This window comes from Paenibacillus sp. FSL H8-0457, from assembly GCF_038051935.1.
GTDB lineage: Bacteria > Bacillota > Bacilli > Paenibacillales > Paenibacillaceae > Paenibacillus_AQ > Paenibacillus_AQ lautus_A.
On sequence record NZ_CP150293.1, the window covers coordinates 3,254,872 to 3,273,365 of the forward strand.

Annotated in this window: 14 protein-coding genes; 8 read left to right on the forward strand and 6 right to left on the reverse strand. The window is 51.2% G+C overall.

Annotation, left to right across the window (positions count from 1 at the left end):
- Window positions 1–9 precede the first annotated feature (9 nt).
- The 3 genes from MHI43_RS14510 to MHI43_RS14520 are packed head-to-tail and all read right to left on the reverse strand — an operon-like array spanning window position 10 to window position 2,941.
- Window positions 10–219 (reverse strand): CLC_0170 family protein, encoded by a 210-nt coding sequence (locus MHI43_RS14510; protein WP_036663216.1) that lies wholly within the window; start codon window positions 217–219, stop codon window positions 10–12.
- Window positions 216–1,310, reverse strand: a complete 1,095-nt coding sequence (locus tag MHI43_RS14515; protein ID WP_015735077.1) for an endospore germination permease — start codon at window positions 1,308–1,310, stop codon at window positions 216–218. The genes MHI43_RS14510 and MHI43_RS14515 overlap by 4 nt, the downstream gene beginning before the upstream one ends.
- Before the next feature lie 2 nt (window positions 1,311–1,312).
- A complete protein-coding gene (locus MHI43_RS14520; RefSeq protein WP_015735078.1) occupies window positions 1,313–2,941 on the reverse strand; it encodes a spore germination protein in 1,629 nt (542 codons plus the stop codon).
- 170 nt (window positions 2,942–3,111) lie between these two features.
- Here MHI43_RS14520 and MHI43_RS14525 point away from each other — a divergent pair, with 170 nt between their 5' ends.
- The 6 genes from MHI43_RS14525 (at window position 3,112) to MHI43_RS14550 (ending at window position 12,052) form a co-directional block, all read left to right on the forward strand.
- Window positions 3,112–3,777, forward strand: coding sequence for a GntR family transcriptional regulator (locus MHI43_RS14525; RefSeq protein ID WP_015735079.1), 666 nt, complete (start codon window positions 3,112–3,114; stop codon window positions 3,775–3,777).
- A 20-nt stretch (window positions 3,778–3,797) separates the two neighbouring features.
- Entirely contained in the window at window positions 3,798–5,489 is a 1,692-nt protein-coding gene (gene ilvD, locus MHI43_RS14530) for a dihydroxy-acid dehydratase (protein ID WP_015735080.1), read from the forward strand.
- A 202-nt stretch (window positions 5,490–5,691) separates the two neighbouring features.
- A complete protein-coding gene (locus MHI43_RS14535; protein ID WP_235201802.1) occupies window positions 5,692–8,091 on the forward strand; it encodes an AraC family transcriptional regulator in 2,400 nt (799 codons plus the stop codon).
- Between the two features lie 508 nt (window positions 8,092–8,599).
- The gene (locus MHI43_RS14540) at window positions 8,600–9,571 is read left to right on the forward strand and encodes a sugar ABC transporter permease (protein WP_036663214.1); all 972 of its coding nucleotides are present in this window, start codon (window positions 8,600–8,602) and stop codon (window positions 9,569–9,571) included.
- Between the two features lie 48 nt (window positions 9,572–9,619).
- Window positions 9,620–10,492 (forward strand): carbohydrate ABC transporter permease, encoded by an 873-nt coding sequence (locus tag MHI43_RS14545; RefSeq protein ID WP_036663212.1) that lies wholly within the window; start codon window positions 9,620–9,622, stop codon window positions 10,490–10,492.
- Between the two features lie 66 nt (window positions 10,493–10,558).
- Window positions 10,559–12,052, forward strand: a complete 1,494-nt coding sequence (locus MHI43_RS14550) for an extracellular solute-binding protein (RefSeq protein WP_081746316.1) — start codon at window positions 10,559–10,561, stop codon at window positions 12,050–12,052.
- Window positions 12,053–12,135: 83 nt separating this feature from the next.
- On the opposite strand, the gene MHI43_RS14555 is transcribed toward MHI43_RS14550, so the two are convergent.
- Window positions 12,136–13,569 (reverse strand): serine hydrolase, encoded by a 1,434-nt coding sequence (locus MHI43_RS14555; protein ID WP_036663210.1) that lies wholly within the window; start codon window positions 13,567–13,569, stop codon window positions 12,136–12,138.
- Window positions 13,569–14,495, reverse strand: a complete 927-nt coding sequence (locus MHI43_RS14560; protein WP_036663209.1) for a pectinesterase family protein — start codon at window positions 14,493–14,495, stop codon at window positions 13,569–13,571. Before MHI43_RS14560 ends, MHI43_RS14555 begins: the two co-directional genes overlap by 1 nt.
- A gap of 287 nt (window positions 14,496–14,782) precedes the next feature.
- Here MHI43_RS14560 and MHI43_RS14565 point away from each other — a divergent pair, with 287 nt between their 5' ends.
- Both MHI43_RS14565 and MHI43_RS14570 read left to right on the forward strand, forming a co-directional pair.
- Window positions 14,783–15,913, forward strand: a complete 1,131-nt coding sequence (locus MHI43_RS14565; protein WP_015735087.1) for a glycoside hydrolase family 88 protein — start codon at window positions 14,783–14,785, stop codon at window positions 15,911–15,913.
- Window positions 15,910–17,496, forward strand: a complete 1,587-nt coding sequence (locus MHI43_RS14570; protein ID WP_081746315.1) for a glycoside hydrolase 43 family protein — start codon at window positions 15,910–15,912, stop codon at window positions 17,494–17,496. The genes MHI43_RS14565 and MHI43_RS14570 overlap by 4 nt, the downstream gene beginning before the upstream one ends.
- Window positions 17,497–17,547: 51 nt before the next feature.
- On the opposite strand, the gene MHI43_RS14575 is transcribed toward MHI43_RS14570, so the two are convergent.
- Window positions 17,548–18,390 carry a helix-turn-helix domain-containing protein gene (locus MHI43_RS14575; protein WP_015735089.1) on the reverse strand — a complete coding sequence of 281 codons (843 nt, stop codon included), beginning with the start codon at window positions 18,388–18,390 and terminating at the stop codon, window positions 17,548–17,550.
- Window positions 18,391–18,494: the final 104 nt, after the last annotated feature.

Sequence of the window (18,494 nt, forward strand, 5' to 3'; positions counted from 1 at the left end):
CATCTAAACTCACACGAAGACTTTAACAAGGACGATAACCAGAAACCAAACCGTTACGATACTGATATTGATCCAACCCAGCACGCGGGATACTTTTTTTTCCTTGGTCATGTTCGATTGTCTGTACTTATTCGTGTCGATGAACAGATTGAACAAGCCGCAGAAGAGCCAGATCAGAATGGCAACATCCAAATAACCGCTGTAAATTTCCCCGATCATTTGGCTGCACCTCTTTTTTTGCGCAGGATGGCGATGATCAGCAGGATACCGGGATACGCGATAGTAATCAGCAGTCCGTATTTGGATATCATGCCGTTCACTTCATTCAATTGAATCAAGCTTTGGGGCAGCATGGCCAACACGAACAGAAAGGGGAGGATGAAGAAGGACAACATCCCATGGTCCGCTAACCGGAATAGCTTGCTTATCGAGTAAAGCGTAAAGTAGTAACAAGAGAACAAGGAAGTAAAAACAGCCGTTACCCATACGGCTAGAAAGACTGCATCCAAGCGTTCCAGCACATTGGCAGGCAATGAAGTTGCTTTGGCAAGCTCCAGTGTCGGCCACAACAGCTTTTTGGTTTCCTCGGCTCCGAACACACCCACGGTGGCAGCCACGATCAAAATATACAAAGCGCCGGTTACTACCATGGCCCATAGGCTGGACCGCATCGCTCTTTCAGGTTTGCACATGGCCGGAATGACCATCATCATAATAAAGTATCCTTGGAACACGGTGGAGAGCGTAATAATGCCTGCCGGTATGCCTCCGGGTTCATTTCCCCATAGAGGGAGTACATTGACCAAGTCTGCATTTTTTAATGAAAGGGCGACGATCAAAAGGGCAGGTATCAGAATAAAGGGGCTGTAAAATAAGTGGATATACGAAAAGGTCATGATATTCCGGCGTGAAGAAAATGCAGCCAACAGCAGCATGACCAGTACGGTTATCTCCAGCGGTGTGTTCTTCAGGACGGCCGTAACGACAACCTCTCCGAATTCTCTGGCGACCAGTGAGCTCAAAACCGCAAAAAACGCAATCGAGATCAAGCTTCCGATTCGACCGAACCACTTGCCGATGATGACTTCGCTGTACTCCACGTAAGAGTCGTTCGGAAACCGCATGCCGAGCCGGGTCATGAAGAAAAGTCCGACAAACGCCAGCAGCATTCCCAAAAAAGTAACGAACGGAGCCCCGGCATCCGCAGCTTTGACCGCAGACAAAGGGAGTGCAAGAACGCCTACTCCCACGATGGTGCTGATCGTAATGGCAGAGGCTTGCAGAACCGTGATTTGGCGCTGTTCATTCATGGTTATCGACCTTTCTCGTCATTAGGTTGGACGGGATTCATGATATTGGTTGAGGAATGATCCACCTGCTCCTTCATTTGATCACCGAGCCTTGATGTGTCAAGCGGGTGGAGGAAGGAAGGCCTGTTCTTCATCTTCCACAGCGGTCCGCGAGTCAGAAGATCCCGCATGCCTTGAAAGTTGCCTGGGACGAATGGGCTTAGATACGGAACTCCGAACGATTTAAGCGACAAAAGATGATTGGCAATCAGGATGATGCCGACCATGACGCCGTACAATCCGAAGATCCCGGCCAATATGATCAGCGGAAAACGCAGCAGACGGAGCGCAAGCGCCGCGTTGTAGGCCGGCGTTGCGAAAGATCCGATGGTCGTTAATGCAATGATGACGATGGTAATCGGACTAGCGAACCCGGCAGATACCGCGGCTTGCCCGATGACGAGCACGCCGACAATGGATAATGCGCCGCCCACCTGCTGCGGCAACCGGATCGTGGCTTCCCGCAAAACCTCCATCGAAATTTCAATAACGAGCACTTCGACCATCGCCGGAAAAGGGACGCCTGCACGTCCGCCTGCGACGGCGACCGCAAATTCCGTGGGAATCAGCTCAGGATTAAAGGAGATAATCGCCACATACAACGAAGGAAAAACCAAGGAAAATACCAAAGCCACCAGGCGGGACAGCCGAATCGCGCTCATCAATAGAAATCGTTCGGTATAATCTTCGACCGTTTGATAGAACTGGCTGAATACGGTTGGAGCGATCAAGGCGAGCGGAGAACCGTCGACCAGAATGGCCACTCGGCCTTCCAGCAGATTCGCCACGACTTTGTCGGGCCGCTCCGTATACTGGATTTGCGGAAACGGAGACCAATGATTGTCTTCGATAAACTGTTCCAGATACCCCGAATCCAGCACGGCATCGATTTCAATGGCGTCCAGGCGCTTATTCACTTCTTTAACGATGCCGGGATTGGTGATGCCATCCATGTAACAGACCGCAACCTTGGATTTTGTTTTCGTTCCGATCTCCATGGATTTCACGCGGAAATCCGGCGTTTGCAGCCGGTAGCGGAGCAGGGAAATGTTGGTACCGAGCGTCTCGATGAATCCTTCCCGTGCCCCGCGGATCACCTGTTCCGTCGCCGGCTGTTCTATTGAACGCTGCGATATTTTTCGCGTATCAATGATGATGGCCTCGTCCAGCCCTTCGATCGCTACGACAGACTGTCCCCTTAGAAGATTGTCGGTGAGCACGGAGATTTTTCGTTCCGAGTATCCTTCGCTGTGATAAAGCGTATCCTTCATCAAAGTGTCCATCAACGCATGGCGAGGGAGGTCTGAAACATCGAGATGGCGAGGGCCATATTTAAGTGGTCTTAATAAAGTATTATTAATGACGGCGTGATCCGTCATATCGGAGAAATAAAACAATACGGCCGGATGCTGCCCGAACACATGGAAGGGATGTATCATAAAATCGTCGTTATCGCCGAGAATTTTCTTGATTTCGGATGTGGTCTCTTCTAAGCTCTCCGATATGTTCCGGCCATCTGAACTCGCATCATTTGAGTTGGAAGAGGCTTCGTTACGGGATTGGTTTGAACCCGTCCATGTGGAAAATGGCATGGTTGTTTACACCTCACTTGTTTAAACGGTGGTCCTTAGCTGTTGGATAGTTTGATTAAGTATTTCCTCTGTTTGTTATTTTTATCAAACGAAGCCCTCTAAGTATTGTATTTAATATATGAATGCGATATATTGCATATAACAAACTTAAAGAGTAAGGATGATAAGTCATGCCAGTTCCTAAGAATTATGTCTCTCCCGTACGAATGACCGCAAAAGAAAGAGCCTTCTCCCAAATTCAACGGTGGATTATCGATGGCACGCTTCAGCCCGGCGAGAAATTGCTCGACGCCGAATTGGCGGAATCGCTTGGCGTAAGCCGAACGCCCATCCGGGAAGCTTTTCAACTGCTTGAAGTACAAGGACTCGTGTCCACGCACCCCGGAAAAGAAACAAAAGTTACGGCCATTGAGAGGGAAGATATCTTTAAGATGTATTCGACCATGGCCGTTCTTCAAGCATTGGCCGCTGAAGTGACCACTACCATCATTGTTCCGGAGCAGATCCAGCAATTGCGGGCGATGAATCTGGATTTTGAAAATGCCATGAAGAGCGGGCAAGCTTATCAAGCCATGGAGTTGGATGAACAGTTTCATAATTTCATCGTGGAGCTGTCAGATAATCCTTATGTCGCTGCATATAGTGCCTCGCTTCAGATGCATATCCGGCGGTTTAAGTACGTGTTCTTAAAACAGCCGATTGCTGCCACACAGGCTTCAGTCGATGAGCATGCCTCGATCATCAGCGCTTTCGAGCAGAAGGACGGTGATCGGGCGCAAGCTATGATGAAACAAAACTTCATGCGTCCCATGCAGGAACTACACGGGTTACTCTAAACAGAGGGGGAGAAGGAAGGATGACAAACAAAAAAGATTTACGCATTCGCAGTAAGGTAATCAGTGAGGGCGTCAACAGGGTACCGAACAGGGCGATGCTGCGGGCTGTTGGTTTCACGGATGCGGATTTTAAGAAACCGATGATTGGCGTAGCCAGCACTTGGAGCGAAGTGACCCCTTGTAATATGCATATCGACAAGCTAGCCATAGAGGCCAAGCAAGGGGTACGCAACCATGGCGGCGCTCCGCTTATTTTCAACACGATCACGGTTTCGGATGGCATTTCGATGGGACACGGCGGCATGCTGTTCTCCCTGCCCAGCCGAGAAGCCATCGCAGATTCGATTGAGATCGTGACGGGGGCCGAACGTTTCGATGGTCTGGTGGCGATCGGCGGTTGCGACAAGAATACGCCCGCTTGCCTGATGGCAATCGGACGGATGAATCTTCCTGCGGTTTATGTTTACGGCGGTACGATACAGCCCGGGAAGCTCGATGGCAAGAACGTGGATATCGTCACGGCTTTCGAAGCGGTCGGGCAATATCATGACGGAAAAATGACGGAGGAGCAGTTACACAAGGTGGAATGCAGCGTCTGCCCGGGACCGGGCTCTTGCGGGGGCATGTATACAGCCAATACGATGGCCGCTGCGGCAGAAGCCATGGGGATGAGCCTGCCCGGTTCCTCTTCAACGCCGGCTATTTCACCAGACAAAGCAGCGGAATGCGCTGCGGCTGGAAGACAGGTCCTCTCCTTGTTGGAGCAAGAAATCTATCCCAGGGACATCATGACCAAAAAAGCGTTTGAGAATGCGATAACCGTCGTCATGGCTTTGGGCGGTTCAACCAACGCGTTCCTGCATTTGCTTGCCATCGCTCATTCGGTTGGCGTAGATTTGACGTTAGACGATTTCGAGCGAATCCGTTTGCGAGTTCCCCACCTTGCAGACCTGAAGCCAAGCGGACGACATGCCATGCAGGACTTAAACGAAGTCGGCGGCGTACCGGGCGTCATGAAATTATTGCTCGCCGAGGGGCTTCTGCATGGCGATTGTCTGACGGTCACAGGTAAATCATTGGCAGAGAATCTGGCGGAAGCTGCGCCGTTAGAGGGCAGCCAGGAAATCATTCGCCCCATCGATAAGCCGCTGAAGCCGAACGGGCCATTGGTTGTATTAAGAGGCAATCTCGCGCCAGAAGGTGCGGTCGCCAAAATGTCGGGTATGAAGAAGCTGCGTTTTGTCGGACCGGCCAAGGTGTATGACAGCGAGGAGGATGCAACCGAAGCGATCTTGAGAGATGAAATATGCAAGGGCGACGTGTTAGTCATTCGTTATTGCGGTCCTAAGGGCGGCCCGGGTATGCCGGAGATGCTGTCGGTCACGGCACTCATTGTAGGCAAGGGTCTCGGCGGAGAGGTTGCGCTGATTACGGACGGCAGGTTCTCTGGCGGCTCGCATGGGTTCGTTGTCGGTCACGTTGCGCCTGAAGCACAGGTAGGCGGGCCGATCGCGCTGCTGAGGAATGGAGACATGATCACGATCGACAGCGAAACGCAAGAAATGACGTTCGACGTATCGGATTCCGAATTGGCTGCAAGGGCACAAGCATGGCAGCAGCCTCCACTCAAAGTTTCCACGGGCGTATTGTACAAATATGCAAAATTAGTGTCCTCAGCATCGAGAGGCGCGGTTACTGACTCTGCAGAATAAGTGGAATTTCCAGTCTGAAATCTGGCTTATGGTAAAACAAGCTCTTGCGGTTCGCCAGAGCTTGTTTCGATATGACCGGTGGCCCATTATCGCAAAACAAAAAGACATCATAATGCTAACAAAAAAGCATGTGAAGACTAAAAATTAATGCTCGGGTATGTTATGATTTTTAAACTATTATAATGCAAGCGTTATCATTCGGTTGTACATATCCATTTATACGGTCCAGTTGATCCTGTTCTTTACATCCAATGCCAAGAAGGAGCAGACGATATTGGGAACATTCAAATCCAAAATACTCATATACAGTTTGCTGCTGGGATCCTTCCCGACGATTCTTATCGGATTCTTCTCTTATTTCATCGCCGCCAAAGATGTGGAGGAGAAGGTGAACGAAGGCAATATGCATCTGCTGAACCAGACCCGGATGAGGGTGGAGCAGGTGCTCGATTCCATGCAAAGAACCGCCTTGCAGTTTGAGAACTCTTCGCTGCTGAAGTCCGTGATGGACAGCAAGTTAAGCGGACAGGATTTTATCAAGGTCCGGGAACTGACGAAGGAAATGTTCAACCTGCAGACGCAGACCATATTAAACCAGGTGTACGTCGTCAATCTGAAGCATGAATGGGTCGTGGATTTAAACTCACTCAAACCGCTGGAGGGCATGAACAAAGCCGAATTCGACCGGTATCTGAATACCCATGAAAGCATATTCTGGGCAGCGGGATCGGGGGAAATCCCGCAGACCTCGAATCCTGCGGAGACGGATTACTGGAACAGTGCCGAACAAACGGCGACAACTCTTCGGCTGGTACACAAATTACCGCTTCTGTCGAAAAGCGCCGCTCCGTCCGGCATTCTGATTCTGCAAATCACCGCCAAAGATATCCGGAGCATGCTGGAACCCGTCAATTTGCGGGCCAGCCAATATATCCTGAACGAGCAGGGAGAAGCGTTCCTGTCGCCGGTTCAGGATCGGGAGGCTTACCGCTCGATCAACGGAGAGGTCTTATCAAGGATTGGGCAGTCCGTTGAACCCCAAGGCGCATTTCACGCAGAAAGCGAAGGTAATAAGGTGAGCGTGCTGTACACCAAATCGGATTATAACGGCTGGACCTATGTATCCGTCGTATCGCTGGATAAAGTGACCGATCAGACGGGAAAGATTGCACTGATTACAGCCGCAGCCTGTTTCGGGATTATTGTGACCGTGCTGATCGCTTCCTGGTTTGGCAGCCGCAGGATGTATTCTCCAATCCGCAAACTCCACGAGTTCGCGACGAACGTTCAGCCGCAGCAGACCGATGACTACCGGAAAGATGAGTTTGAGTCCATCCGGGAGAGCTTGACCTCCCTTGCCGTTTCAAGAAACGAGCTGGACAAACAGATGAAATCCCAGACGGTGCATCTACGGGAATTCTATGTCCTGAAGCTGTTTACCGAGCAGATGTCCGGAGCCGATGACCAATACGCTTCCGAACGCTACGGGTTTCCAACGGGCTGGGGAAGCCTCGGCGTGCTGCAGCTTGAGTTGGATAACCTTCAGCAGTCGCGGTTTCAGGAACAGGACCGGGAGCTTCTTCTGTTTGCGGTCAGCAATATCGTGTCGGAAACCTTGCCCGTAGAGGCGCGTTTCAGTCCGATCGTGCTGAATCATTCCCAGGTAACGCTGTTAACCAGTAAGGAGGAGAGTGCCGAAGCTGGTCTAGCTATGTTCTATGAGACCTCTCAGCATATCAAAGCCAAGGTTCATGAATACCTCGGGCTCGAATGCAGCATCGGCATCAGCCACCCGTTTAAGCGGTTGTCCGATGCGAAGCGTGCCTATAAAGAAAGCAGTGCGGCTCTTAAATTGCGATTTATTCTCGGGTCGAATATCGTCGTGCGTTATGCCGATATTGAGGATCAAGGCAATACTGAGAAGACGGTATACACGAAATTAAGGCTGATCGAGGATCAGATGATGCTTGCCATGGAAGAACGACAGCTTGAAAAGGTGGAGCAGCTGTTTCAGCGTTATTTGGACAAATTGCTGTGCAAGGACGGGTTTCATCAAGAGCATCATTTATTGCTGCTGCAGCTGGCGTCCAGGACCGTTGGCATAGCCCAGGAGCAAGGACTGTCGATGCAGCAAGTATGGAATGGCGAAGAGGAGCTGAAGCATCTGTTCAGGCTGCAGACACGAACCGAAATTGCGAGCTGGTTCCACTCCAGGTTGTTTAAGCCTGTAATCGGAATTTTGGAAGATATGGCCGATAAACAGTTCGTGAACATCACCCGCCGAATCGTCGATATCGTGCAGGAGCAGTACGGTCAAGATATTTCGCTCGACTATTGCGCGGCGGTCATGAATTTTAATCCGGCTTATATCAGCCGTGTATTTAAGAAAGAAATGGGCGTCTCCTTCAGTGAATACATTAGCGAGTACCGAATGAATATCGCCAAAAATCTACTGGCCACGACCGAGATGAAGGTCTCGGAAATCGGCAGGAAAGTGAGCTACACGAATATTAGCGCCTTTATCCGTACGTTCCGTCGTGCGTTTGGGTTAACTCCCGGCCAGTATCGGGAGCAGCTCAACAGTGAAGAAGGGAAGGGATGATTAGCACCTCCATTCAAAGATGTAGACACAACCGGTATGATGGATCGGGCTCATCTTATGATGAAATCACCATATCAATCCAAGAAAGCTGTTCCAGCCGTAGCATGTTTTACGGTGATGGAGCAGCTTTTTGCTCCAATAAACGCTCGAGCGGGGTTACGGAAATCGCTGCACGAATCAATCAGTGTGCTGCTAACGTACGGCGCGAAGAACCAACTAAGACTGTATGTCATCAGCGGCACGCTATAGGTAGAATACGGCATATGCGACGGAAAACCGTGATATCTTACCTTCCTTGCAGGATAGGCATTTATCGAAGGTTGGTGCTTGAAGTCATGAACGGAGTATAGCCTTACACGAATTTCGTGACGGATAATAAAAACATGAAAACGCATACAATCAGGCAACAAGAACGATGTTCAAACAGGCAATGCCGATGCTTCCGAAGCGAGTTTAGTTCGAAACCGATTCAGGAAGCAACGCTCACAAAACTTTGAGGAGAGGTGCTATGAAATCTAATCAAACTCCGGCTGCGGCAGGCCCGCAAGTAAAAGGGGAACTGAGTCTGGAGAAAAGAAAGCTATTACTGAGGGATCTGGTCAGGGACAGGTGGATGTATCTGATGCTGCTGCCCGGCGTGCTGTATTTTATCGTATTTAAATATGTTCCGATGTACGGGGTGACGATGGCTTTTCAAGATTACAAGCCGCATACCGGATTTTTTGGCAGCCCGTGGGTCGGGTTCAAGCATTTCGAGCGCTTTTTCAGTGAGCCGCAGTTTTGGATGCTCTTTCGAAACACCATTATTTTAGCGTTATATAATCTGATCTTTTTCTTTCCGCTGCCGATTATATTGGCGCTCATGCTGAATGAGTTAAGGCGGGAACGCTTCAAACGATTTGTACAAACGTTGATCTATATTCCGCATTTTGTATCCTGGGTTGTCGTTGTAGGTATTTTCTATATTCTGTTTACGACCGAGAACGGCCTTCTCAATGAGATCATTTACCAGATAACGGGCGAGAAAATCGCATTCTTGCTGGAGAAGGATTGGTTTCGGACGATGATTGTCTCCCAGTCGATATGGAAGGAAGTGGGCTGGGGCACCGTGATCTTTCTTGCCGCCCTTGCAGGCGTAGATCTGCAGCAGTATGAGGCCGCACGGATCGACGGAGCCGGACGCTGGCGCCAGCTGTGGCATATTACGCTGCCGGCCATCCGAAGCACGATCATCATTTTGCTTATTCTTCGTTTAGGCAACTTCCTGGACTCGGGCTTCGAGCAAATCTTCCTCATGATCACGCCGACGAATCGGGAAGTGAGTGAAGTATTCGATACGTACGTGTACACCAAAGGGATGACGCAGGCCCAGTACAGTTACAGTGCCGCCGTCGGCCTGTTTAAATCCTTTGTCGGATTGATTCTGGTTCTCGGATCAAACTGGATGGCCAAGCGATTCGGGGAAGAAGGCGTGTACTAGGACGACGCTGCGGATGCATTTTTTCTAAGATGACAGGAGGGAATACAAGTGCGTCAAGATCAAACCTGGGGCAATCGCCTGTTTGATATCATTAACCATTCGGTATTATTCATCGTTGCGATCGTGTGTGTTCTGCCATTCGTGTATGTGCTGGCGGTATCCTTTGCCAGTCCGGCGGAAGTCGCCAAAGGCGGGTTGATTCTATGGCCCAAAGAATGGTCGCTCGTATCGTATCAATATATTTTCTCGTCGGATACACTGCCGCGAAGCTTGCTCGTGTCGATCTATATTACGGTAGTAGGAACGCTGATCAACCTGGCGTTTACGTCGCTGATGGCTTATCCGTTGTCCAAGCCTCATCTCCGGGGGAGAAATCCCATCCTTCTCGGTGTATTGATCACGATGCTCTTTAGCGGTGGCATGATTCCAACGTACTTTGTCGTGAATGGATTGAATCTGACCAACACGTTATGGTCTTTGATGATTCCCAATGCCATCAGTGCGTTTAACCTGATCGTGCTGAAGAATTTCTTCCAGCAGATTCCCGACGGGCTGGAGGATTCCGCAAAAATCGACGGCTGTAACGACCTGGGAGTCCTGATACGGATCGTGCTTCCCTTGTCCCTTCCGGCCATGGCGACATTTGGATTGTTCTATGCGGTTGCTCACTGGAACACGTTTTTCAATGCGATTCTGTACATCAATGATAACGAGAAGTGGCCGATTCAGGTCCTGCTTAGGGAAATCGTGATTTTGGCACAGAGCCGCGTGGGGGATGCCAGCTTTGACGAAATGGACGTGCAGCCGTTAACGATCCGTATGGCGGTCATCGTCTTTGCCACCGTGCCGATTCTGCTCGTGTATCCTTTTCTGCAGAAGCATTTTGCGAAGGGCGTCATGCTCGGCTCTGTGAAAGGTTAATCGGTTCGATGCGCCTTCTTCCCAAAGAGGGGTTTCTTATAGAATAAATATGATGGAGGGGTAATGATGAAGAAAAGATGGATGACAACCGTGATGGCGTTGCTGGCGGGGATGATGGTTGTAACGGCTTGCGGAGACAAGAGCGGCGGGAGCGGGGTCAATGGCGACGGGCCTTATCCGCTCACTCTGGTGGTGAACCAGGTGGGAGAAATACCTGACCCGAACAATCCGATGGAGGAAAAAATACGCGAATACACGAACACGGATCTGCGGATTCAGTGGATACCTTACTCCGCATACGACGAGAAGGTTAACGTCATGGTCGCTTCCAATGAGCTTCCGAAGCTGATCAAGCTGAACTATACGCCAACAACCATCAGCTCGCTCGAAGCCGATCTGTTCTGGGATATCACAACCCATTTGAAAAATTACCCGAATTTGGCCGCACAGCCGCAAGCCTATTACGATAATATCAGCGTGAACGGCAAAGTATACGGCATCCCTCTTTTCCGGGACATGGGCCGGGCGATCGTCAGCTACCGCAAGGACTGGCTCGATGCAGCCGGCTTGAAGGAGCCGGTGACCCTGGATGATTGGTATGAAATTATCCGGTACAGCACGGAAGAGGACCCCGATGGCAACGGTAAAAGGGACACCTACGGAATGATGCTGGACAAAGGCTATAACCAGGGTACCGCATCAACATTGACCCGGCTTGCCGTTTCCCAAGGCGCACCTAATAAATGGGGCATCGACGAGCAGGGCAATTTCTATCCGGAGTTCGAATCCGAGCAGTTCTTCGAGGTTATGAACCTGTTCCGAAGATTGTATGAAGAGAAGCTGATCAACCAGGATTTCGCCGTGGTGGATTCCTCCGAGCTCAATAAGGTGTATGAATCGGGCCGCGCGAATATCCGGATCTCCGGCGGTAACGGCCAATCGCTGCAAACCAAGCTGGAGAAGGTCGTTCCGGAAGCGGTTGTCGACGTATCGGCGCTGCAAGGACCTGAAGGCGTTCGGGTTCCGGGGGAAAGCGGTAATACCGGCTTTCTGGCGATCCCGAAATCGACGGTCAAGTCTGAAGAGGAGCTGGCTAAAGTGCTGACCTTCGTTGACAAGCTCCTGGATCCGGAGATGGTTAATGTCATTAATAAAGGTATCGAAGGCGTTCATTACGAAGTCGAAGGCGATTATACCGTAACGATCGATGCGGATAAGGACGCTCAAGAGGTCAAGCCTTATCGCGATACGTTTCCGCAACGGGGAGATTTGTACAACATGGAGAAGAAACCGAAAGGAACGGAGCTGTTCAACAAAAATAAACAAATCGTGTACGAGAACGAGAACTATATTGTGCCGAATCCGGCGCTTACCTTGAAATCCACTACGTATAATGAACGCGGCGGCGAGCTGGAGCAGATCATCACCGATGCGCAAACCAAGTTTATTATGGGACAGATTGACGAGGCCGGCTGGAAGGCCGAAGTGGAGAGATGGAGAAAGAGCGGCGGCGATCAAATGGCTGCGGAATATAAAGAGTCCTACGAGAATCAAGAATAGCGGTCATTAATAATGATAACGAGAGACAAAGCGGCAAGGAAAAGGAAGTACCTTTTACGTACTTGGCTGCTTTGTCTCTCGGTTCATGGAGCATCGATTTTCGTTCCGATGAGCACGAGGTCCAAATGATTCGTGCTGAGCGCCCCTGCCGGCTTGATTTGCAGCACAAGACCATCGCGGTCGAAACGGCAGGTCAGGATAAACATCTGCTGCACCTCCAGCAGTTGAATGTGGATCAAGCAAGTCGACGAGTCTGCCCATACGGCACCACAGGCGGAGGGAAGGCCATAAAAAGGATCAGGACCGATATGCCAATCGTTCATGGAGCATAAAACCCTGGCATGACCGGTTTCATGTACGAAAATGAGCTCGCATTGTTGCTCACTGAACATAAAGCGACAATACATCCAACCCGGCTCATTTGCTGAGAGGCGGTATTGCTGCCCAGAGACCTCCGTGGCCGCTGTGGAGGAGGAGCTTCCCTTCGGCAGATGGAGTTTCAAAGCGCTCAGACGCTGCTGCATCCGTTGATAATCGGCATCATCAAGGGGGCAGAACGCACTCATTGAAGGAACCAGATGCGTCCAAACGCTATCCAGGATCCCTTGGTGCTCATCCCGGTTCAGCATGGTGTTGGCCGTCGAGACGAAAACGGCATCTTGGTCCGGCATGACGAGGATGAATTGTCCACCCGCGCCGAAAGCGCAGTAGGCTTGACGCCTGGCCCGCCAGAACTGGTATCCGTACCCGCTTCGACCTTCCAAAAGAATTCCGGCACTGGAGTTATCGACCGCCTTGGATGTGCTTTGTTCTACCCAGCCCTCCGGCAGAATCCGGATCCCGTTCCAGACTCCGTCCTGCAGATAAAGCTGGCCGAACCTTGCCATATCCTCGGGCGTGCAATAAGCTCCGCTGCCGCCCTGGTTAATGCCGAGCGGACAGGTCTCCCATTCGATATCCTGCATCCCGAGGGGCTGGAACAAGCGTGTTTCGAGATATTCGTGCACGGTGGTTCCCGTGACTCGTTGGAGGATGGCACACAGCGTATGCGTACCCGTCGTATCGTAAGCAAAGACGGTACCCGGGGGATGGCTTGGAGGCGTATGAAGATATTCGAATACGATATCCCGGGCCTCTTTATTGGTGGATTTCCGGTGAACGGATTGCATGCTCAGCAGATGCCGGATGGTCATGCTGGCCGTATACGGGTGTACGGCCTCCGGCTGCTTGTCCGGAAAAAATGCAATGACCTTGTCCTCCAGGGAGATTAGCCCTTCTCCAATGGCGATACCGATGGCTGCAGAAGTCAGACTTTTGCTGACGGAGAATATCGGATGCCTTGCATTCTTTCGAAAAGGGTAGTAGTGGCCTTCAGCAGCCACTTTGCCATGCCGGAGCAGCATAAAGCTGTGCAGGTTCATATTTCTTTCCGTCATATCCTCCATAAAGCGGAGGATGGCTGATGGAGGAATACCCACCTCCTCGGGACGGACTCGTGCCAGTGCAGTCATCATCATCAACCTTTCTTCAGCTTAGATGAACCTGGTGCGTAAGGCGAACACCAACCGTCTTGTCCACTGAGCACTTGTTCAATCGTAAACGGTTTAGCCTCGGCTTCGGTAAGGTCCCTAGACCACGAAACCCGCAGGGAGGGGGCTGCTCCGGGGCCGCGGCTGTCGAATTCGGCATAACGGGATGTCTGCTCGCGATCCGGCTGGTTCCAGTTATGCCAGCCTTGCGGATGAACCGAGCCGTCCATCTCGCATCGGATGAACACCACATTGGCATAATCGCGCCACGGCCGGCCGAGGTATACGTTCTCAACGCCAGGCGCTCCCGATATAGTACAGTCCAGAAAGACATAGCCGAACTCCGCTTCCTTCGGCGTATTGGCTGCGGTCAGGTAACCGCCGGACCGCTTGCAGCGGATCATGCACCTGTCGAATACGGCCGCTGCCGGCCCAAATATAAAATCGACATCTCCTTCGATAAAGCATTCGGCAAAGTAATGACGTCCGCCGGATACATAGAGCGTATCTTGATCGCCTTCGAGCCTTACATGCTGAAAGGACACCCGGTCGGCATCGATAAAGGCGGCGACAGCCTGGCCCGTTCCAGGTCCGGAATCGTTGCGGACGGTCAATTGTTCGGCGCTGAAATCGTCGGCGTAGACATACAAGCTTCCACTGCGAAAGGTGCCAAGGGGCTGACCATCTTCCCCCAGGGTGTGGGCGTTATCCGAATAGGTAAGAATCGTTTCTTCGGCTCCTTCGCCGATCATGCGAATAGTTGGCTTCGATGAAGGGATCGTGATTTTCTCGCAATACACACCCTTTTTGATTTCGAGGATCACAAGGGAATCGGCCTGCTCGGGAATCGAGTCAACAGCGGACTGTACCGTCACGAAGTCGCCTTGTCCGCTGGGATCTACTGTGATTTTCATCGATGAACACGCTCCTTCTATGGATTTTTCATCCATGTTATCGAATTGCAGGCTCTAATAATAACACCTCCGATGTTTAAATCGGTTCATTCTTTGCCTTTTATGCCGAATTTATAAAAATGGCAGCTTATTCTGCTTGTCTTCTTGAACGAAAGCTGATTGGGAAACAGAGCATAAAATGCAAAATATGCGGGAGATTCGGCATCAAATCCGGATTTTTTATGATTTACGTTTCTTTATAATTAGTTAGTGATTAGAACTTCCAAGGATATTGAGGTGAGGCGGTTTTGAAACAAGAGAGCAGATGGTCCGTCTTGACGGCGGATACCATTCTCAGTCAAGCGGACAGCGAGGGACTTCACTCTGAAATTGCCCGTCGTTGGGCGTATGTACCCGGGATGATGCTCATGGCGATCGCCCGCACAGGGGATTGTTATAGCAAGGATGCTTATATTGATTTCATGAAAAGGCATATGGATCTGTTTGTTCAAGCGGATGGGGACATTCGGGGATATCGCATCGAAGAGTATAATCTGGACCAGATCAACCAGGGGAAAAATTTATTTGCTCTGAGCGCCAGATTTCATGACTCCCGTTATGAAAAGGCTTCACATACGCTTGCCGCCCAGCTGATCGGCCAGCCCAGGACGACGGACGGCGGGTTCTGGCACAAGAAAGTTTACCCGTTTCAGATGTGGCTGGATGGGCTCTATATGTCTTCGCCATTTCTGGCGCAATATGCGAAAACCTACAACCGACCTGAATGGTTCGACGAGGTAGCCCATCAGCTTCTGCTGGTGGAGCGAAGAACCCGGGATCGCACAACGGGGCTCTTGTATCACGGATGGGATGAAGCGAAGGAACAAGTATGGGCCGATCCGGAAAGCGGCCGCTCCCCGCATTATTGGAGCAGGGCCTTAGGCTGGTATGCAATGGCGCTGGTGGACAGTCTCGAGTATTTCCCGGTGGATCATCCGAAGCGCGGTACGATCATGGGCATATTCGAACGGTTAAGCCGGGCGCTTGGACGGTATCAGGAAAAAGAGAGCGGGCTGTGGTTCCAGGTGCTCGATCAAGGCTTCCGGGAAGGCAATTATCTCGAAACCTCCGGCTCCTCGATGTTTATTTATGCATTGGCCAAGGGAGTGCGGCTTCAATACCTGGAACAGTCTTCAAGATCCATTGCGGAAAGGGCTTACGAAGGTTTGGTACAGCGGTTTGTCGAGGTTAACGATACCGGCGTGCATCTACATTCCATATGCCATGGAGCGGGGCTCAGCGACGACCGCAACGGCTCTTACGAATATTACATCGGCGAGAAAGTGGTGTCGGACGCCCAGATCGGCGTCGCGCCTTTCATCCTTGCAAGTCTGGAAATGGAGCGGTTAGAAGATTCAAGGGTAGGAGGTTCTATATGATGCACTCATCGTTAACAATGCAAGCATTACAGAACAAACCGTGGTTGTCGGATCAGGGAGACGGAACGTTCGTGAATCCGGTGCTTCATGCGGATTATTCGGATCCGGATGTGATCCGGGTAGGGGAAGATTTCTATATGACAGCCTCCAGCTTTGGCCATCTGCCGGGACTGCCGATTCTGCATTCGAAGGATTTAATTAACTGGAAGATCATGAATCATGTGCTGCCACGGATGGATCTGCCGGGCTATGACGTCCCGCAGCATGGGAACGGCGTCTGGGCTCCGGCCCTTCGATTCCATGACGGCAAGTACTGGGTGTTCTATGGAGATCCGGATGTCGGCATCTTGATGAGCACAGCAGAGGACCCGGCAGGCAGCTGGACGCCACTCCATCTGGTTCAAGAGGGAAAAGGCTTAATCGACCCGTGCCCGTTCTGGGACGATGACGGCCAGGCTTACCTGGTTCACGCGTTTGCCAAAAGCAGATGCGGCATCAAGCATCTATTACGAATGTGCCGGATGTCCCCGGATGGAAAACAGCTGCTGGATGAAGGTCAGATCGTCTTCGACGGGACCGAGCGCCATCCGACGATGGAGGGCCCGAAGCTGTATAAACGGAATGGCTATTATTATATCTTTGCTCCTGCCGGAGGAGTATCAACGGGTTGGCAGACCGTGCTTCGGTCTACCTCGGTCTTTGGCCCTTATGAGGACAAAATCGAGCTGCATCAAGGCGATGGCCCGGTTAACGGTCCGCATCAAGGCGGCTGGGTGGAGCTGGCATCGGGAGAATCGTGGTTTATGCATTTTCAAGACAAGGGGGCTTACGGACGAATAACACATCTGCAGCCCATGCGCTGGGTGGATGATTGGCCGCAGATCGGGATCGACACGAATGGAGACGGGATCGGCGAACCGGTTCTGCGTTATCCGAAGCCAAGTGTCCTTGGGGAGCATATGATTCAAGCCCCGGACGATTCGGACGAATTCGAAGGCGCAACGCTTGGCCTTCAGTGGCAATGGCAGGCCAATCCGAATCCGGATTGGTACGCATTCGAGAAGGACAGCCATTTGCGATTATTCTCCTTTCCCGTGCCGGAGCACCGGCCATCGCAAACGATCTACGATGCCCCTCACTTGCTGCTGCAGAAATTTCCGGCTGAAGTATTTCATGCGGAAGCCAAACTGGATGGAACGTCACTCAAGCCCGGTGAACGGGCGGGTCTGATCATATTCGGACGAACCTTCGCCTATGTCGGCGTTCGGATGAAAACGGACGGATCCGGGATGGAGATTATTCAAGCCAAAGGGAATGACAAGGAGGAGAATATCGTATGGTCCGGCGGATGGAATGATGGGAAGGTAACGATTCGGGTCACGGTTCATCCTGGTGCGATATGCCGCTTCGATTACGCTGCTGCTGACGGTCGTTACATGCCGTGCGGGAAAAAGGATTTCGTAGCGGAAAAAGGTCACTGGGTCGGAGCCAAGGTTGGATTGTTCGCGGTTTGTAAGGAGGATCATCCAGACAGAGGGTATGTGGATGTCGAATGGTTTAGGGTCGGAAGAGGAGAGATGTAGTAAAGGCGGGGCTGTCCCAAGACGGGTGACTACTTTGGAACAGCCCCGATTCTATCCGTGACGCTTGCGATACTGGAGAGGCGTCGTGCCCGCTATTTTTTTGAAGGTTTTATTGAAGTGGGCAATATGTTCAAATCCGGCCAGCTCGGAGATGATTTGCACGGAGTCCCGGCTGCTCACGAGCATTTTTTGGGCTTCGCGGATTCGTACCACCTGCACGTATTCACGAAAGTGAAAGCCTGTCAGCCTGGTGAATACCCTGCTGAGATAGGAGGGACTGATGTAAAACTGCTTGGCGACCTGTTCCAGCGTGAGCTTTTCATGGAAATTCGATTTGATATATTGGGCAATTTCCGAAATTTTTTGATGCATCGGATGCTCGTATTCATGGGTTTGGGATTGCAGCGTAGTCTCAATCCGGTGGAGTCGGATAAGCAACTCGTTCATCAGCGAGCGAACCAATGAGCTGTAGTGAGTCTGCTCCGTTTGGCATTCTGCGAGCATGGAATGCAGCAGCCGCTCGATTTCCGGCTGATGCTTAAGCGGAATACGAATGAGCCTGGACGTCCCATGATCGAGCAAATTGGCGACGCCGGCGTCCCCCTGTTCGATGAAGGTTCTGGAGAAGCCGATCAGCACCCGCTCGAAGAGCAGCTTCTCGGAGCTTGCCGTCGAGTGCAGATCATGCGGGTTCACGATCATCAGATCCCCTTTTTTGACGGTGAACACGTTATCGTCCATGAAGTAAACTCGCTCCCCGTTGAGCAAGTAGTACAACTCGAAGTAGGGATGCTCATGGGGGCGCGGCATGCTGCTGGAACCGTTTCGCGACATGTATTGGATGGAGAAATTATGATCTCCGATGTGGTATTTAGGCTGCAGCCGGTCAATCATTCCTCTCAATCTCCTTTATACGCATGGTTGGATTACCATCGATAGTGATCGTAGAAAATTATATATCATGCCTGCAGCCGATCTTCAAGGGTTTTGGCCGCAAT